Origin of the sequence: Dyella sp. (assembly GCF_035685885.1) — a bacterium.
Lineage (GTDB): Bacteria > Pseudomonadota > Gammaproteobacteria > Xanthomonadales > Rhodanobacteraceae > Dyella.
Genome location: NZ_DASRZX010000049.1, coordinates 1 through 17,435 on the forward strand (window position 1 = coordinate 1; position 17,435 = coordinate 17,435).

Genomic DNA, 17,435 nt, shown 5'->3' on the forward strand with positions numbered 1-17,435 from the left:
CGCCAAGAAAGTTGCGGCGCCCGCCAAGAAGCAGCCGCCCAAGTCGGTGGCCAAGCCGGTGAAGCCGGCTCCGGCACTGGCGAAGACGGTCAAGGCAGCACCCGCCAAGCCAGCGGCCAGTGCCGTCCCCGCCAAGCAGCCCGCAGCTGCCCGGCAGGCGACGCCGGCCCCGGCCAAGGCAGCCCCGGTTTCCCCGCCGGCGCCGGTCAAGCCGGCCGCTTCGCCCCTCGCGGGCAAGGTGGCCAGCGCGACGGCTCGCCATACCCCTATCAAAACTCAGAAAGCCCAGCAGTCCTCGATGAACAAATCTGCAACTCTCGACAATGGCATCACCCGCGAAGACGGTCGCTACGCGCTGCCGTCCACCACGCTGATCGACCTGCCCAAGGGTTACCGCCCCTCGAACGACGAGGAGTACATGAACCCCAAGCACCTGGCCTACTTCCGCAACAAGCTGCGCGAATGGCGCGAACAGCTGGTGGAAGAGTCCCGCCAGACCATGGAAAACCTGCGTGACGAAGTGCGTGACGTGGGCGACGAAGCCGAACGTGCCACCCGCGAGACCGAAAACTCGCTGGAACTGCGCACGCGTGATCGCTATCGCAAGCTGATCTCCAAGATCGACAAGGCCCTGCGTCGCATCGAAGAAGGCCGCTACGGCTACTGCGAAGAGACCGACGAGGAAATCGGCGTCGAGCGTCTGGACGCCCGCCCGATCGCCACGCTTTCGCTTGATGCGCAGGAGCGTCGCGAGCATCTGCAGAAGCAGATGGGCGACTGATCGGTCGCAGCGATCCGCGCTGAATGGATGTGCAAAGCCCCGCCAAGTGCGGGGCTTTGTTTGCATGGTGCCCTGGATTCGCGCGTTGCCGATGGATTCTCCAGCGCCGTCATTCCTGCGAAGGCCGGAGGTACTTCACAACAGCGAATCCGGTCATCCAGCACCTTTTCGCGTCAAGGTCAAAGTCACTGAATTCCGGCCTCCGCCGGAATGACGGTGGAGAAAGCCGTTGGGCCTCAGGCCCTCAACATCGCCGCGGCGTAGGCCTTCAGCTTCGCCAGCATCGCCGCCAGGCCGTTCGATCGTGTTGGCGACAGGTGCTTCGCCAGACCAATCGCCTCGATGAAGCGTGGTTCGGTGGCGACGATCTCGCTGGCTGGACGATCGGAATACACGCGCAACACCAGCGCGATCAGGCCGGACACGATGGCCGAGTCGCTGGCGGCCTGGAAATGCAGCTTGTCCGTGCTGCCGCCGGGCACCAGCCAGACCATCGACTGGCAGCCGTGCACACGGAATTCTTCCGTCTTCAGGTCTTCCGGAAAGGCCGGCAACTGCTTGCCGAGGTCGATCAGGTATTGGTAGCGCTCGGTCCAGTCGCCGAAGAAGGCGAACTCGTCGACGATGTCCTGCTGCGCCTGTTCGGCGCTGGATGTGGCAATGGCGTTCATGGCGTCATTATCGCGCGTTTTGCAAGGTACCCGCCTGCCGGGATAACGGCTGGACAAAGAGCGAAGGCAAGCTAGCCCTTCATCACGCTCCAGCGCGTGCCTTGCGCGCCATCTTCGATCACGATGCCCATGGCCGTCAGTTCGTCGCGAATGGCGTCGGCGCGCTTGAAGTCCCGCGCAGCGCGCGCGGCGCGGCGTTCTTCCAGCAGCGCGTCGATACGTGCCTCGTCGATGTCCGCGGCGCCGGAGGCCTGCTTGAACCAGGCTTCCGGATCTTGCTGAAGCAGCCCAAGCAGGGCGCCGCCCCCGAGCAGTTCGGATTTGGCGCGACGCTGCGCCTCCACGTCACCCGCCTGGCGGGCGGTGTCGGCAAGTTGCGAAAGCTCGGCCAGGGCTTGCGGCGTGTTGAGGTCGTCGCACAGGGCGGCCTCCACGGCGGCTGGCACAGGCAGGTCAAAGGTGTCGACGTCGATGTCGATGAGATCGCGCAGCACCCTATACCAACCATCCAGCGTGCTGATGGCCTGGGCGATGGCCGCTTCGGACCAGTCCAGCGGCTGGCGGTAATGGCCGCGAAGCAGCAGCAGGCGCAGCGCCTCCGGCGGATGTTCCTTGAGCAGTTCGTGCACCAGCATCACGTTGCCCAGCGACTTGGACATCTTGCGGCCGCTGAAGGTCAGCATGCCGTTGTGCAGCCAGTAGCGCGCGAACACCTTGCCGCCATGGGCGCAGGTCGACTGGGCGATTTCGTTCTCGTGATGCGGGAACTGCAGATCCACGCCGCCGGCATGGATATCGATGGTTTCGCCCAGGTGTGCTTCGCTCATTGCAGAGCACTCGATGTGCCAGCCAGGGCGTCCTCGGCCCCACGGGCTATCCCAGCCGGGCAATTCCGGCGTGGAGGGTTTCCACAGCACGAAATCGCCGGGATGCTTCTTGTAGGGCGCCACTTCCACGCGCGCGCCTGCCAGCAGTTCCTCGGGGTCGCGGCCGGACAGCGCCCCATACGCGGGGAACGAGCCCACCTCGAACAACACGTGGCCTTCCGCGGCGTAGGCGTGTCCGCTGGCAATCAGGCGCTCGATCATCGCGATGATTTGCGGCAGATGTTCGGTGGCGTGCGGCTCGACGTCCGGCGGGGCGATGCCCAGCGTTGCCATGTCTTCCCGATAGGCCTGCGTGTACTGCTTCGTGATGCTCTCGATGCCCACGCCCAACTGCTGGGCGGCAGCGTTGATCTTGTCGTCCACGTCGGTGATGTTGCGCGCGTAGACCACCCGGGGGTAATGGCGCCGTAGCAGCTTGGCCAGCACGTCGAACACCACAGGGCCGCGCGCGTTGCCGATGTGCACATAGTTGTAGACGGTCGGTCCACACAGGTACATCGTCACCGTTGCCGGATCGAGCGGGGTAAACGGTTCGACGCGGCGCGTCAGGCTGTTGTGGAGCGAAATGGGCATCGGGCAGGCGATCCGGGCGGTAGGAGCAGGCGCCAGGCGGGCGCAAGCCGGTCGCGCATCTTAACAAGCCGCACGGCGGCGCGCAGGCGGACCGAGTCCCTCGGGAACGGGTCAGTGGGATGAACAACGGCAGGCAGGTGCCGGACTTTAGGGCGACTTCTAAGGGTCGATTCAGTGTGAATTTGCTGCAATGGGTGGTAAGAAGCGCAAAGATGCGCCCCATTGCCCCAAGCGGAGGTCGCAGTGACCCGATGGTTGTTCCCCGCGCTGGTGCTGTCTGTGATGACCACCGGCGTGTTTGCGCAGGATGCGCGGTACCAGAATCAGAACCAGAACGACGACAACACCCACTACGGGTGGGCCGATGTGCTGCGCGTCGATCCGGTCTATGGCGTGGCCCGCACCGAGGTTCCTCGGCAGGAATGCTATGACCAGCAGGTCGTGCGCAGCGCCCCGCCCCAGGGAAGCGCAGCGGGCACCATCCTGGGCGCCGTCGTGGGCGGTGTGCTTGGCAGCACGGTGGGCAAGGGCAATGGCCGTACGGCGGCGACAGTCGCTGGCGCGGTGGCGGGCGGCGCCGTGGGCAACAACGTTTCCCAATCCGGCGGAGGTGAATACGCCACCACGGAAACCCATTGCCGCCAGGTGGCGGCGGTCAGCGAGCAGCGGCGCATCATGGGGTATGACGTGGAGTATCGCTATCGCGGCGAGGTCTATGTTTCCCGCCTCAACTACGACCCGGGTGAACGCCTGCGCGTGCGGGTGAGCGTCTCTCCCGCCGACTGAGATCACAAAACGCCGCCTCCGGGCGGCGTTTTTGCATCTGCGCCCCACATCTTGTTGCATGGCAGCGAAAATCCCGTCATGATGAACGTTCTACCACCCGGAACACCCATGTCCGCAGCCGTCTATACCGCCACTGTCCTTACCAGCGCCCGCATGGCTGCTGGGATGACGTCGCGTGCTCGCCGACCGCTGGTCCGACATTCGGCCGGGTAGGCTGTCGCACGCGTTTCATGTGTATCGACGACAAAACCCGGCCTATAGCCGGGTTTTTTTGTTTCCGGAATCCAGAGATTCGACCAGGACACTCACCAACATGACTCTCCGCCACTTTCTTACCACCCAGGATTACAGCCGCGCCGAGATCGACGCGCTGCTCGACGAGGCCGCCGCCTTCAAGCGCTCGCCCCGCGGCCAGCAGCTGGCGGGCAAGTCGGTGGCCTTGATGTTCTTCAATCCGTCGATGCGTACCCGCACCAGCTTCGAGCTGGGCGCCTTCCATATGGGCGGCCATGCCATCGTGCTGGCGCCTGGCAAGGATGCGTGGCCGATCGAGTTCGAAGCCGGTACGGTCATGGACGGCGATACCGAGGAGCACATCGCAGAAGTCGCGCGGGTGCTCTCGCGCTACGTGGATCTGATTGCCGTGCGCGCCTTCCCGAAGTTCCAGGACTGGTCAGTGGATCGCGAGGACAACGTGATCAAGGCGTTCGCCAAGTACGCCACGGTGCCGGTGATCAACATGGAGACCATCACCCATCCTTGTCAGGAGCTGGCGCATGCGCTGGCGCTGAAGGAGCACCTGGGCAACCTCCAGAACAAGAAATACGTGCTGACCTGGACCTATCACCCCAAGCCTCTCAACACTGCGGTGGCCAATTCCGCGCTGTTGATCGCCACCAAGATGGGCATGGACGTCACGCTGCTGTGTCCCACGCCGGACTACGTGCTCGACGAGCGTTACATGCAGTTCGGCTATCAGAACGCGAAGGAGAACGGTGGTTCGCTGAAGGTCAGCCACAATATCGAGGAAGCCTATAGCGGCGCCGATGTGGTCTATGCGAAGAGTTGGGGTGCGCTACCGTTCTTCGGCCGCTGGGATCAGGAAAAGCCGATCCGCGATGCGCACAAGCATTTCATCGTGGACGAGGCCAAGATGGCGCTGACCAACAATGGCGTCTTCAGCCATTGCCTGCCGTTGCGCCGCAATGTGAAGGCTACGGACGCGGTGATGGATTCGCCGGCCTGCATCGCCATCGACGAAGCCGAAAACCGCCTGCATGTGCAGAAGGCGGTGATGGCGTCGCTGATCGGCCAGCGCTGAGCCATGTACCTGCCCCCGCACTTCAAGGAAACGCGCAGCGAGGCGTTGCACGCGCTGATGCGTGAGTATCCGTTCGCCACCGTGATCGCGCAGGGCGAGGGCGGCGTGTGCGCCAATCACCTGCCGCTGGAACGGGTCGGCGACTCGCACCTGCACGGGCATGTGGCGCGCGGCAACGAGCTGGCGAAGCTCGATGGTGCCGAAGTGCTGGTGATCTTCCGTGGCCCGGATGGCTATATCAGTCCGAACTGGTACCCGAGCAAGCGGGAAACCCATCGCGAAGTGCCGACGTGGAACTACGCGGTGGTGCACGTGCACGGACGCCTACGCGTGACCGAGGACGCGGCTTGGCTGCGGCGCCTGCTGGAACGGCTGACCGACCGCCACGAGGCTGGGCAGCCTGAACCCTGGCATGTGTCCGACGCACCCGAAGACCATGTCGAGAAGATGCTGCGCGCGATCACAGGGCTCGAGATCGACATCGAGCGCATCGAGGGCAAGTTCAAGCTGAGCCAGAACCATCCGGTCGCCAATCGCGCCGGCGTCGTAGGGGGCCTGCAACAGCGTGCCGCTCGTGGCGACGTAGAGCTGGCCGATTTCATGTCGCAACAGGACAACTCTCTACTGGAAGGGGGCAGGTCGTGAGCCATACGCATCAGCATCAGTACAGGGTCGATGTCACCTGGACCGGCAATCAGGGCACCGGCACCAAGACCTACCAGGGGTACGGCCGCGAGCATGAGATCCGCATTGCGGGCAAGCCGACGGTCGAAGGTTCGTCCGACCCGATGTTTCGCGGCGATGCCAGCAAGTACAACCCCGAGGACATGCTGGTCACGGCGTTGTCCACCTGCCACATGCTGTCGTACCTGCACCAGGCGGTGCTCGCAGGCGTGGTCGTCACCGCCTATACGGATAGCGCCGAAGGCACCATGGAGACCGACGTGCATGGCGGTCACTTTACCGAAGTGGTGCTTCGCCCCGTTGTCACCATCACCGCCGACAGCGATGCGCTGAAGGCCGAGGCAGCGCACGAGGCCGCCCACCATGGCTGCTTCATCGCCAACTCCGTCAACTTCCCCGTGCGCTGCGAACCGCGCATCATCGTCGAATCGGTTTGACCGTCTACCGTTTAGCCATCCAAATCAGGATCTGCAAGCCATGAGCAAAGACATCGTCCTCGCCTTTTCCGGCGGCCTCGACACCAGCTTCTGCGTGCCCTATCTCAAGGAGCGCGGCTGGGCCGTGCACACCGTATTCGCGGACACCGGTGGCGTGGACGCCGAGGAGCGCGCCTATATCGAGCAGCGCGCCAGGGAACTGGGCGTTGCCAGCCACGTCACCGTGGACGGTGGTCCGGCGATCTGGGAGGGCTTCGTGAAGCCGTTCGTGCAGGCCGGCGAGGCCTACCAGAGCCAGTACCCGCTGCTGGTGTCCGACCGGTACCTGATCGTGGACGCCGCCATTGCGCGCGCCAAGGAGCTGGGCACCAAGGCCATCGCGCACGGTTGCACCGGCATGGGCAACGACCAGGTGCGTTTCGACCTTGCCGTGAAGGCGCTGGGCGACTACGAGATCGTCGCGCCGATCCGCGAGATCCAGAAGGAGCACACGCAGACGCGCGCCTATGAGCAGGCTTATCTGGAAGAGCGTGGCTTCGACGTGCGCGCCAAGCAGAAGAGCTACACCATCAACGAAAACCTGCTGGGCGTGACGCTCTCGGGCGGCGAGATCGACCACTGGAAGACGCCGGGCGAAGGCGCCCGCGGCTGGTGCAAGCCGCGCGCCGAATGGCCGTCTGAAAAGCTGTCGGTGACGATCGGCTTCGAGAAGGGCGAAGCCGTGTCGCTCAACGGCGAGAAACTGCCGGGTGCCAAGCTGCTGGCCAAGCTCAACGAGCTGTTCGCGCCGTACGGTGTGGGTCGCGGCATGTACACCGGCGACACCACCATCGGCCTCAAGGGTCGCATCGTGTATGAGGCGCCTGGCTTGATCTCGCTGCTCGCCGCGCACCGTGCGCTGGAAGAAGCGGTGCTGACCAAGCAGCAAAACCGCTTCAAGCCGGAAGTGGCGCGCAAGTGGGTCGAGGTGGTCTACGAAGGTTTCTACCACGACCCGATCAAGACCGACCTCGAAGCGTTCCTTGCCTCCAGCCAGGCCTGCGTGAACGGTGAAGTGGTGCTGGAGACCAGCGGCGCCCTGGTCACCGCCGTGGAGGTGCGTTCGCCGCACATTCTCAACGCCAAGGGTGCGACCTATGCGCAGTCGGCCGATTGGGGCGTAGAGGAGGCCGAGGGCTTCATCAAGCTGTTCGGCATGAGCAGCACGTTGTGGGCTGAGATCAATCGCTGATTTGTCATCCTCGCGAACGCGGGGATCCAGTGACCTTTGCCCATGGGTTCAAAGGCACTGGATGACCAGCTTCGCTGTTGCAAAGCGTCTCCTGCGTTTGCAGGAATGACGGCACGTTGTGACTTTTCGCAAACCTGTGAACCCCACCAGACGGATCGCATGAGCGCACTACTGGACGACACCCTCCGACATCTTCGCGCGCTGGTCAGCCATGACACGCGCAATCCGCCGCGCGAGATCGGCACGGGCGGCATTTTCGATTACCTGCGGGATAACCTGCCGGGTTTCGATGTCACTGTGACCGACTACGGCGCCGGCGCCGTGACGCTGTATGCCGTGCGCGGCAACCCCAAGGTGCTGTTCAACGTGCACCTGGACACCGTGCCCGACTCGCCGCACTGGACGGCCAGCCCGCACGAGCTGCGCGTGACTGAGGATCGTGCCATTGGCCTCGGCGCCTGCGACATCAAAGGTGCCGCCGCCGCCCTGGTGGCCGTGGCCAACGTCACCGATGGCGATATGGCGCTGCTGCTGTCCACGGACGAAGAGGCGAATGATCCACGCTGCATCGCCGGCTTTCTCAAGGACAAGCCCGCCTACGACGCCGTGATCGTCGCCGAGCCTACCAAGGGCGAAGCGGTGCTGGCGCATCGCGGCATCTTGTCTGTGCAGATGCGCTTCAAGGGTAGTGCGGGACATGCATCTGGCGAACAGAGGCCGAGCGACAGCGCTTTGCATCAGGCGATGCGCTGGGGTGGCGCTGCGCTGGATTTCGTTGACAAGCAATCCCACGAACGCTTCGGCGGCCTTACCGGATTGCGTTTCAACATCGGCAAGGTCGAGGGTGGCATCAAAGCCAACATGATCGCGCCGACGGCCGATGTCCGTTTCGGTTTCCGGCCGCTGCCCACCATGAATCCGGACCGGCTGCTGGAAACCTTCCGTACGCTGGTCGAGCCACAGCCTGTGGAGTTTGCCGAGACCTTCCGTGGCGATTCGCTGCCAGCTGGTGATACCGCCACTGCCGAGGTACGTCGCCTTGCGGCACGCGATCTTGCCGACGAGCTGAATATCCCGATCGGCAACGCCGTCGATTTCTGGACCGAGGCGGCGCTGTTCTCGGCCGCGGGCTATATCTGCTTCGTCTACGGACCCGGCGACATCGCGCAGGCGCACACCGCCGACGAGTGGGTCTCGCTCGAACAACTGAAGCATTACGCAGAAACCATTTACCGCATCATTGATAAGTGTGGCCAGGGACGGCCACTTTTTGATTCTCGTGCTCATGGATGAGCGCAAAGGATGATTATGGAAGCCCACAAGCACACCAGGAAAACCATCGTCCGCCTGCTTTCGAGCATGGGTAGCGCGAAGGAGATCCAGCAATACCTCAAGCGCTTCTCGCAGCTGGATGCCAAGCGCTTTGCCGTGGTGAAAGTCGGCGGCGCCGTGCTGCGCGACGACCTGCCGGCGCTGACCTCGTCGCTGACCTTCCTGCAGCAGGTGGGCCTGACGCCGATCGTGCTGCATGGCGCGGGTCCGCAGCTGGACGAGGAGCTTTCTGCCGCCGGCATCGAGAAGCACACGGTGAACGGCCTGCGCGTGACCACGCCGAAGGCGCTGGCGATCGTGCGCAAGGTGTTCCAGGAGCAGAACCTGCGCCTGGTCGAGGCGCTGCAGTCCATGGACACGCGCGCGACCTCCGTGCTGTCGGGCGTGTTCACGTCGACCTATCTTGATCGCGACACCTACGGCCTGGTGGGCAAGGTCAGCAGCATCAACCTTGCGCCGATCGAGGCCAGCCTGCGCGCGGGCTCGATCCCGGTGATCGCCAGCATGGGCGAGACGGAAGAGGGCCAGATCCTCAACGTCAACGCCGACTTCGCCGCCAACGAACTGGTGCGCGTGCTGCAGCCGTACAAGATCGTGTTCCTCACCGGCACGGGTGGCCTGCTGGACGACCAGGGCCGCATCATCGACTCGATCAACCTCAGCACCGAGTTCGAGCATCTCATGGCGCAGCCGTGGATCAACGGCGGCATGCGCGTGAAGATCGAACAGATCGCCGACCTGCTGAACGACCTGCCGCTCACCTCGTCGGTGTCGATCACCCAGCCGTCGGAGCTGGCCAAGGAGCTGTTCACCCACAAGGGCTCGGGCACTCTGGTGCGCCGTGGCGAGAAGGTGAGGCGCTTTGAGTCGTGGGATGGCATCGACCTGGCGCGCATGCGCGAGCTGATCGAGTCGAGCTTCGGCCGCACGCTGGTGCCGGATTATTTCGAGCGCACCAAGCCATTCCGCGTGTACGTCAGCGAGAACTACCGCACAGCGATGATCCTCACGCTGGAGAACGGTCTGCCTTATCTCGACAAGTTCGCTGTGCTGGACGACGCGCAGGGCGAAGGCCTGGGGCGCGCCGTGTGGCAGGTGATGCGCGAGGAGAATCCGCAGTTGTTCTGGCGCTCACGCCATGGCAACAACGTCAACCACTTCTACTATGCCGAATCAGATGGCTGCCTCAAGCAGCCGCGCTGGAAGGTGTTCTGGTACGGCATCGAAGACTTCGACACGATCGCACGCTGCGTGGCGCATTGCGCCCAACGTCAGCCGACCCTGGTGGACTGAATCATGAGTGGAACCAAGCATCGCATTGGCATCGTTGGCGCGCGCGGCCATACCGGCGCCGAACTGATTCGTCTGGTGGCGGCGCATCCGGCGCTGGAGTTGGCTTTCGTTTCCTCGCGCGAGCTCGATGGCCAGCGCGTAGCCGATCATGTGGAAGGCTTCAGTGGCCAGTTGCGCTACGCCAGCCTCGATCCTGAAGCCGTGGCGGTGCAGGGCGCCGACGTAGTGGTGCTGGCTTTGCCCAACGGCAAGGCGGCACCGTACGTGGAGGCGATCGACAAGACAAAGCCGGAAACGCTGATCGTTGATCTCTCGGCGGACTATCGGTTCAACGAGAAGTGGTATTACGGTCTGCCTGAGTTGACCCGGGAGCGTTGGCGTGGGGAAAAGCGCATCAGCAATCCAGGTTGCTATGCGACGGCCGTACAGCTTTCCATCGCACCACTGAAGGATCTGCTGGCCGCGCCGCCGGTGAGCTTTGGTGTGTCGGGTTATTCAGGTGCCGGTACGACGCCGTCGGACCGCAACAATCCGGAGAAGCTGCGCGACAACCTGATGCCGTATTCGCTTACCGGGCACATGCACGAAAAGGAAGCGAGCCGCCATCTCGGCGTGCCGGTGGAATTCATGCCGCACGTGGCGCCGCACTTCCGCGGGCTTACCGTCACCACCAACCTGTATCTCGCCCGCCAGGTAAAGCGCGAGGACATCGTTAATCGCTTCCACGGCGCCTATGACGGTGAGAGGCTGGTGCATGTCGTCGATGAAGCGCCGTGGGTCAGCCAGATCGCGCACAAGCACCATGTCGACATCGGCGGTTTCGCCGTATCCAACGATGGCAAGCGCGTGGTGGTGGTGGCGACGCTGGACAACCTGCTCAAGGGCGCCGCGACCCAGGCCATGCAGAACATCAATCGCGCCATTGGCGTGGACGAGTACACGGCGATTCCGGTGTGAGAGCCAGGAGTGAGTCAAGAGGAGTGAGTAGTGAGAGTTGAGCCTTTGGCTCTTGCCTTCTCTCGTTTCTCACTTCTGGTTTCCATTTCCTCAAGGATTTTTTATGTCCCAGCCCCTTTGGCAGAAGTCCAACATCAAGATCGACGCCCGCATCATGAAGTTCCTCGCGGGCGACGACGTGCTGCTGGACCGCGAGTTCTTCCTGCATGACATCACCGCGAGCAAGGCGCATGTCGAAGGTCTCGCCAACATCGGCGTAGTGAGTGCGGACGAGGCCGCCGCGCTCAAGCGCGAACTCGACGTGCTGGCCGAGGACTTCCGCGCGGGGGACTTCGTGCTGGACGAACGCCATGAAGACGGCCACTCGGCCATCGAGGCGCGCCTTACCGAACGCCTGGGTGATGCCGGGCGCCGCGTACACACCGGGCGCAGCCGCAACGACCAGATCCTGGTCGCTACGCGCTTGTGGTTGAAGGAGCAGTTGGCGGCGCTTGAGCTGCACTGCAAGGCCATCGCCCAGGTGTGCCTGGATAGGGCGGCGCAGCCGGCGATTCCGCTGCCTGGCTACACGCACCTGCAGCGCGCCGTGGTCTCGTCCACATCCATGTGGTTTGCCGGTTTTGCCGAGGGCTTCATCGACAACGCCATGCGCGCGCAACAGACCGTCGCGCTGATCGACGCCAATCCACTGGGGACCGCAGCCGGTTACGGCGTCAACCTGAAGCTCGATCGCGAACACACCACGCAGGCGCTCGGTTTCGCGCGCATGCAGGTATCACCGATCTACGCCCAGCTTTCACGCGGCAAGTTCGAGATGGCCGTGCTGGAGGCGATGGCGGGCGCGCTGCTGGATCTGCGTCGACTGGCCTGGGATCTGTCGTTGTTCACCACGGCTGAATTCGATTTCGTGAAGCTGCCTTCCGAGTACACCACCGGAAGCTCGATCATGCCGAACAAGCGCAACCCGGACGTGGTGGAACTGCTGCGCGCCAGCTACGCCAGCGTGGCGGCGGCACGCACGGAGATCGAGCAATTGTTGTCGCTGCCCTCGGGCTACCAGCGCGACCTGCAGTTCTCCAAGGGTTCGCTGTTCCACGGTTGCCGTCACGGGCTTGCCGCGCTTGAGCTGGTGCCTGATCTGCTGGCGCGCTTGAGCTGGAACGAGCCGGCCATGCTGGCGGCGATCGAGCCGGCCATGTATGCCACCGACGTGGCCATTGAGCAGGCCGCGGCAGGCGTGCCGTTCCGCGATGCCTATCGCGCGGCGGCCGACGCGGCGGCCTCGGCCGGCGAAGGTCGCACGCCTGAGGGTAGCCTTGCGGCGCGTGTCTCGCCCGGTGCGGGCAACGACCTGCGCCTGGATGAACTGCGCGATAGACTTGGCCGTCTGGGCGGCTAAACGGAGAATCGGCATGGGGGCTGTCAGTGCAGGGAATGCCGAACACTACACGTGGGGACAGGGCTGCGACGGCTGGCATCTGCTCGCCGGCGCTGACCTGAGCGTGATCGAGGAACGCATGCCGGGCGGTACGGCTGAGGTCCGTCATTGGCATGCCCGTGCCAGGCAGTTCTTCTACGTGCTGGAAGGTGAGCTCACGCTGGAGCTGGACGGCGTGACGCTCCGCATGCAAGCCGGCCACGGATTGCATGTTCCTCCCGGAGCTCCCCATCAGGTTCGCAACGACAGGGTCGCCGATGTGCGCATGCTGGTGGTCTCCTCACCACGCAGTCATGGCGACCGGACCGAGGCGCCCTTGGAGCCTGCCGCATGAGCGTCGCAGCCATCGCCGGGCAGGCGCTGCCAACATGGCGCCGCGCGGTGCTCAAGGTGGGCAGCAACCTGCTGGCCGCCGATGGTGGTGGCCTCACGACGCGATACGCGGAGGCGCTCGCGGCATTCATCACCGCAAGTCGTGCGGCAGGGCGGCAGATCGTGCTGGTTTCCTCCGGGGCCGTAGCCGCCGGTCGTTCGCAATTGCGCGCACATGCACCTTCGGGCAGCGATCTGGCCGCGCGGCAGGCGCTGGCGGCCTTGGGTCAGGCGCCCATGATCGCGCTCTGGCAATCGCTCAGCCCGCGCCCGGTGGCGCAGGTCCTGCTGACCCATGACGACGTGCGCAATCGCCGCCGTTACCTCAATGCGCGCGCCACGCTGCGTGAATTGCTCGCCCTCGACGTGCTGGCGGTGGTAAACGAGAACGACACCGTGGCGGTGGATGAATTGAAGCTGGGAGACAACGACAATCTTGCAGCGATCGTTGCCGCCCTGGTGGACGCCGACCTGCTGCTGATCGCTTCGGATATCGATGCGCTGTACAGCGCGGACCCGCGGCAGGATTCCAGCGCCATGCCTATCCTCCGTGTTGATGCGCTTACACCGGATGTCCTAGCGATGGCCGGTGGCAGTGGCAGCGCAGTGGGCACAGGCGGCATGCACACCAAGCTGGAGGCGGCCGCAAAAGCAGCGGCTGCCGGCATTCCGACAGCCCTGTTCAGCGGGCGCAACAAGGATACGGTCGAGCGGTTGGCGCTGGACCGTCTGCGTGGTACGTGGTTCGCGGCGGGTCGCAGCCGCATGCAGGCGCGCAAGTATTGGCTGCGGCATGCCCCGGCGGCGCCCGGACGCGTCCATGTGGATGCAGGTGCCGCGCGCGCGCTCACCAGCGGCCGTGCTTCGCTCTTGCCCGGCGGAGTGCTGGAGGTCAGCGGCGTGTTCCACCGTGGCGACCTCGTTGAGATCTTTGATGAGGCGGGCCGGCCAATCGCCCGTGGTCTCAGCCAGTACAGCCAGGCCGAGGCCAAGAGGCTGGCCGGACGACACAGCAGAGACATCGAATCCTTGCTGGGTTACAGCTACGGCGCGGAGATCGTCCACCGCGACGACCTCGCCACGTTGGCCGACATCGAGTCCACCGGAGGCATCGACGCATGACGGACATTCGTGAGCTGGCTTTGGCTTGTCGCGACGCGGCACCCGTTGTGGCCATGCTTGATGCCTCGGCGAAGCGCGCATTGGTGCTCGACATGGCTTTGGCGCTGGAGCGTCATCAGGCCACGATACTTTCCGCGAATGCACAGGATATGCAGCACGCATCCGAGCGGGGCGTGCAGGGAGCCACGCTGGATCGGCTGAGGCTCGATGCGGACCGCATGGAAAGCATGGTGCATGCGTTGCGGGAAGTGTCGGCGTTGCCGGATCCGGTGGGGCAGGTGACACGTCGCGAGGTACTGCCCAGCGGCGTTGAGGTGCAACGCGTGCGCATACCGCTGGGTGTCATCGTGATGATCTACGAAGCTCGCCCCAACGTGACGGCGGACGCGGCGGCGCTATGCGTGATGGCTGGCAATGCCGTGATCCTGCGTGGTGGTTCGGAAGCGATTCGGTCGAATCTGGCGATTGCAGCCGCGTTGCACCAGGCGTTGCGCGCGCATGGGCTGCCGGAGGCGGTGGTCACCGTGGTCGAAGACCTGCGCCGGGACAGCATGGTCGAGCTATTGCAACTCAGCGATATCGTCGATCTGGCCATTCCCCGCGGTGGCGAAGGATTGATCCGCTTCGTGACGGAGCATGCCCGCGTGCCTGTCATCAAGCACTACAAGGGCGTGTGCCACCTGTACGTGGATCGCGCGGCCGATCCTGGGTTGGCGCTCAACCTGCTGATGGACGGCAAGACGTCTCGGCCTGGCGTGTGCAATGCGCTCGAGACTTTACTGGTCCATCGCGATGTGGCCGGTGAATTCCTGCCAAGGGCAGCTGCCTTATTGCGCGAGCGCGGTGTCGAGCTGCGTGGTGACGATGCCACGCGCACACTCGTGCCGAATGTGCATGAGGCCAGCGATGACGATTATGCCGCCGAGTTTCTCGATTTGATTCTGGCGATTCGGGTGGTCGACACCATCGATGATGCGATTGCTCACATACGGCGATACGGTTCCGACCATACCGAAGTCATCGCCACACGTGACGAATCAGCGGCCCGGCACTTCGTGAAGGCACTGCGGTCGGCCGTAGTGATGGTCAATGCGTCCTCACGCTTCTCCGATGGCAGTCAGCTCGGCCTCGGCGCGGAGATTGGCATCTCCACCACACGTCTGCATGCCTATGGTCCGATGGGCGCCGAATCGCTCACCATCGAACGTTTCGTGGTGCGAGGCGAGGGCCAGGTTCGCCATCCAGAGAGCCGCATGGGTTGAAGCGCGATCCTGCTCGATATGGCGGCATGCCTGCTCCCGTCGCAATGCCCCGGTGCGCGACCGTGGCATCGGGGCACGGCCGTCGCGCACTGGGTGCGCCACTGCAAGGAGGCGGGGCGGGGATCTACTTGCCGGGATTGTCGATGCTGCGGTGGTCGTAGCTGACTACGCGAGTCATCTGCCACTGGCCATCCTTGTAGCGCCAGATGTGGAGGAACCTGCCCTGTCCCTGGCAGGTGTTGCTGCCGATTTCGCAGAAGCGATGCGTCCCGGCCTCGATGGCGCCGAAGTCCTTGATCGGATACACGTCAAGCTTGCCCACCAACTCGCGCCGCACCTTGTGGCAGATGTTCCTGCGCGTCGCATCGACCACGGCCTCGCGCGTGGTCATCAGGCCGCCTTTGTCGTGATAGAACTCCACGTCGGCGGCAAAGTACTTGCCGAAGGTATCCATGTCGCAGGTGTTGTAGGCATCGAACACCTTGGTGTCGAGGTCGTTCACCATCTTCACCAGAGCGTCTCCGGTGGGGATGGCTTCCGGCGCGCCGGCAAGCGCGGCGGTACAGGCCATCAGCGGAATCATCAGCAGGGCTACGCGGGGCAGGCTCGGCTTGGACATGGCAGTTCCCTTGGTGGGTGGTACTGGAGGTTAGAACAATCGCGATACAAAGGGCGTCAGGACGGCTAGACGTCTGATCTGCCCAGGTTTGCCTGTGCCCATGCTGCGCGAAGCACTGTCCCGCCGATGTCCAGGCGCGGTCTCATCGGGCGCGTTGCGCCATCACGAGGCGTAGCTGTTCAAGCAGTACGTTAACCGGTACTTCCAGGCGGGGCGGCAGTGCCTTGTGCACCAGCCAGGCCACGACATCCATGTGGAAATCGCTCACGGTCATGATCTTGAGCTGCTTGCGATATGGGCTTGCCGCCAGCAGGTCGGGCGTGATGAGTCCGACGCCGGCGCCACGCGCCACCAGCGACAGCTGCAGGTCCGCACCGAACGCTTCGACGCCGACGTCGCACGGAAGTCCTCGTTCTTCCAGCGAACGGCGAAGGGTGGAGCGCATGCCGCAGCCGTTCTGGCTGAGCACCCACGGAAACGCGGAAAGCTGCTCCAGGCTCACCCGCCCGCGTAACCCCAGCGAGGGCGACGCCACGACGCGAATCGGCTGGCGATCGAAGGCATGCGTCTCCATGGCTGCAGGGGGCGGCGTGTGTTCGGACAGCACAACGGCCGCGACATCGATGGCACCTTGCTCGACCTGTTCGATCAGCCCGGGCGACCATCCCGCCAAAATACGCAGCCCCAGTCCCGGGAAGCGTGAACGCAGCTGGTCCAACGGGGCGGTCAGGGCGCGCTCGGCCAGGAATGGCGGCATGCCCAGACGCAGTTCGCCGGTCGGTTCCGTATCGTTGCGCGACAGCGCCAGCAGGTCAGCTTCCGCGTGCAGAAGCTGGCGCCCCTTCTGATAGATCTCGCGGCCGGTGGCCGTGGGGCGCAGCGGCTTGGACTGGCGGTCCAACAGTTCCACGCCCAGGAGTGCTTCGAGGCTTTGCACGCGACGCGTCACGCCGGGCTGGGTGAGGTGGAGTCGTGCAGCCGCCTGCACGATGGAACCCGTATCCACCACCGCGATGAAGGCCTTGATGTCACGTGTATTCATGGTCGCTCATAACATGCTGAGTCCGCATGTTTATTATGAATAATATTCACTTTTATCATTGTGCCTGGGTATTTAGCATCCATTGCCTCCCCATTGGCAAGGCACGCCCATGCAATACCTCTCTCGCCGCCGCATCGATGCCGCCCCCAGCGAGGTGTCTGCCGAACTCACCGCGCCATTGACGGTGCTGTTCGCCTTTGCGGTGGGGGTCATCATCATCAATCTCACCATCAATCTCACCGCGGCACAGCCGCTGGCGGGTCCGGTCGCCCACGCGCTGCATCTGCCGCCTGCCTGGACCGGGCTGGTGGCCATGCTGCCCCAACTTGGCTACACGATCGGCATGTGGTTCCTGGTGCCGCTGGCAGACCTGTTCGAAAACCGCAGACTTACCTTGCTGACGCTGGCCGCGTGTGCCGTGGCGCTCGCTTTTGCCGCGGCGGCTTCGCAGGCTTGGTGGCTGCTGCTCGCGGTGTGCGTGGCGGGCGCCACGTCATGCGCGATCCAGATCCTGGTGCCACTGGCGGCTGCCATGGCGCATCCCGAGCGCCGCGGTAGCACCGTGGGCAATGTGATGAGCGGTGTGATGCTCGGCATTCTGCTGTCGCGCCCGCTGGCGAGCGTGAT

At 64.1% G+C, this 17,435-nt stretch carries 18 protein-coding genes; 14 read left to right on the forward strand and 4 right to left on the reverse strand.

Annotation, left to right across the window (positions count from 1 at the left end):
• The coding region (gene dksA, locus VFG49_RS06110; RefSeq protein ID WP_324858628.1) for an RNA polymerase-binding protein DksA at positions 1-781 on the forward strand (781 nt) is incomplete at its 5' end.
• A gap of 236 nt (positions 782-1,017) precedes the next feature.
• Here dksA and VFG49_RS06115 read toward each other — a convergent pair.
• Together VFG49_RS06115 and cysS are read right to left on the reverse strand one after the other, a co-directional pair.
• Positions 1,018-1,452: a SufE family protein gene (locus tag VFG49_RS06115; protein WP_324858629.1), complete on the reverse strand. Its 435-nt coding sequence runs from the start codon at positions 1,450-1,452 to the stop codon at positions 1,018-1,020.
• Between the two features lie 71 nt (positions 1,453-1,523).
• Entirely contained in the window at positions 1,524-2,912 is a 1,389-nt protein-coding gene (cysS, locus tag VFG49_RS06120) for a cysteine--tRNA ligase (protein ID WP_324858630.1), read from the reverse strand.
• A 243-nt stretch (positions 2,913-3,155) separates the two neighbouring features.
• On the opposite strand from cysS, the gene VFG49_RS06125 reads away from it, so the two are divergent.
• The 12 genes from VFG49_RS06125 (at position 3,156) to VFG49_RS06180 (ending at position 15,147) form a co-directional block, all read left to right on the forward strand.
• Positions 3,156-3,698, forward strand: a complete 543-nt coding sequence (locus tag VFG49_RS06125; RefSeq protein WP_324858631.1) for a glycine zipper 2TM domain-containing protein — start codon at positions 3,156-3,158, stop codon at positions 3,696-3,698.
• Positions 3,699-4,011: 313 nt separating this feature from the next.
• Complete coding sequence (locus VFG49_RS06130; RefSeq protein WP_324858632.1) at positions 4,012-5,019, forward strand: N-acetylornithine carbamoyltransferase; 1,008 nt, start codon at positions 4,012-4,014, stop codon at positions 5,017-5,019.
• A gap of 3 nt (positions 5,020-5,022) precedes the next feature.
• Positions 5,023-5,664: an FMN-binding negative transcriptional regulator gene (locus VFG49_RS06135; RefSeq protein WP_324858633.1), complete on the forward strand. Its 642-nt coding sequence runs from the start codon at positions 5,023-5,025 to the stop codon at positions 5,662-5,664.
• Positions 5,661-6,140, forward strand: a complete 480-nt coding sequence (locus VFG49_RS06140) for an OsmC family protein (RefSeq protein WP_324858634.1) — start codon at positions 5,661-5,663, stop codon at positions 6,138-6,140. Before VFG49_RS06135 ends, VFG49_RS06140 begins: the two co-directional genes overlap by 4 nt.
• Before the next feature lie 40 nt (positions 6,141-6,180).
• The gene (locus VFG49_RS06145) at positions 6,181-7,371 is read left to right on the forward strand and encodes an argininosuccinate synthase (protein ID WP_324858635.1); all 1,191 of its coding nucleotides are present in this window, start codon (positions 6,181-6,183) and stop codon (positions 7,369-7,371) included.
• 159 nt (positions 7,372-7,530) lie between these two features.
• Positions 7,531-8,664 carry an acetylornithine deacetylase gene (locus VFG49_RS06150; RefSeq protein WP_324858636.1) on the forward strand — a complete coding sequence of 378 codons (1,134 nt, stop codon included), beginning with the start codon at positions 7,531-7,533 and terminating at the stop codon, positions 8,662-8,664.
• A gap of 15 nt (positions 8,665-8,679) precedes the next feature.
• Positions 8,680-9,996: an acetylglutamate kinase gene (locus VFG49_RS06155; RefSeq protein WP_324858637.1), complete on the forward strand. Its 1,317-nt coding sequence runs from the start codon at positions 8,680-8,682 to the stop codon at positions 9,994-9,996.
• Between the two features lie 3 nt (positions 9,997-9,999).
• Complete coding sequence (gene argC / locus VFG49_RS06160; protein WP_324858638.1) at positions 10,000-10,953, forward strand: N-acetyl-gamma-glutamyl-phosphate reductase; 954 nt, start codon at positions 10,000-10,002, stop codon at positions 10,951-10,953.
• 103 nt (positions 10,954-11,056) lie between these two features.
• Complete coding sequence (gene argH, locus VFG49_RS06165; protein WP_324858639.1) at positions 11,057-12,352, forward strand: argininosuccinate lyase; 1,296 nt, start codon at positions 11,057-11,059, stop codon at positions 12,350-12,352.
• Positions 12,353-12,365: 13 nt separating this feature from the next.
• On the forward strand, positions 12,366-12,725 hold the full coding sequence (locus VFG49_RS06170) for a cupin domain-containing protein (protein WP_324858640.1): 360 nt from the start codon (positions 12,366-12,368) through the stop codon (positions 12,723-12,725).
• A complete protein-coding gene (gene proB, locus VFG49_RS06175; protein ID WP_324858641.1) occupies positions 12,722-13,885 on the forward strand; it encodes a glutamate 5-kinase in 1,164 nt (387 codons plus the stop codon). The genes VFG49_RS06170 and proB overlap by 4 nt, the downstream gene beginning before the upstream one ends.
• Positions 13,882-15,147, forward strand: a complete 1,266-nt coding sequence (locus VFG49_RS06180; protein ID WP_324858642.1) for a glutamate-5-semialdehyde dehydrogenase — start codon at positions 13,882-13,884, stop codon at positions 15,145-15,147. The genes proB and VFG49_RS06180 overlap by 4 nt, the downstream gene beginning before the upstream one ends.
• A 124-nt stretch (positions 15,148-15,271) precedes the next feature.
• Here VFG49_RS06180 and VFG49_RS06185 read toward each other — a convergent pair whose 3' ends face one another.
• Both VFG49_RS06185 and VFG49_RS06190 read right to left on the reverse strand, forming a co-directional pair.
• Positions 15,272-15,766, reverse strand: a complete 495-nt coding sequence (locus VFG49_RS06185; RefSeq protein WP_324858643.1) for a nuclear transport factor 2 family protein — start codon at positions 15,764-15,766, stop codon at positions 15,272-15,274.
• 142 nt (positions 15,767-15,908) lie between these two features.
• Positions 15,909-16,808: a LysR family transcriptional regulator gene (locus tag VFG49_RS06190; protein WP_324858644.1), complete on the reverse strand. Its 900-nt coding sequence runs from the start codon at positions 16,806-16,808 to the stop codon at positions 15,909-15,911.
• A gap of 109 nt (positions 16,809-16,917) precedes the next feature.
• Here VFG49_RS06190 and VFG49_RS06195 point away from each other — a divergent pair.
• The coding region (locus VFG49_RS06195; protein ID WP_324858645.1) for an MFS transporter at positions 16,918-17,435 on the forward strand (518 nt) is incomplete at its 3' end.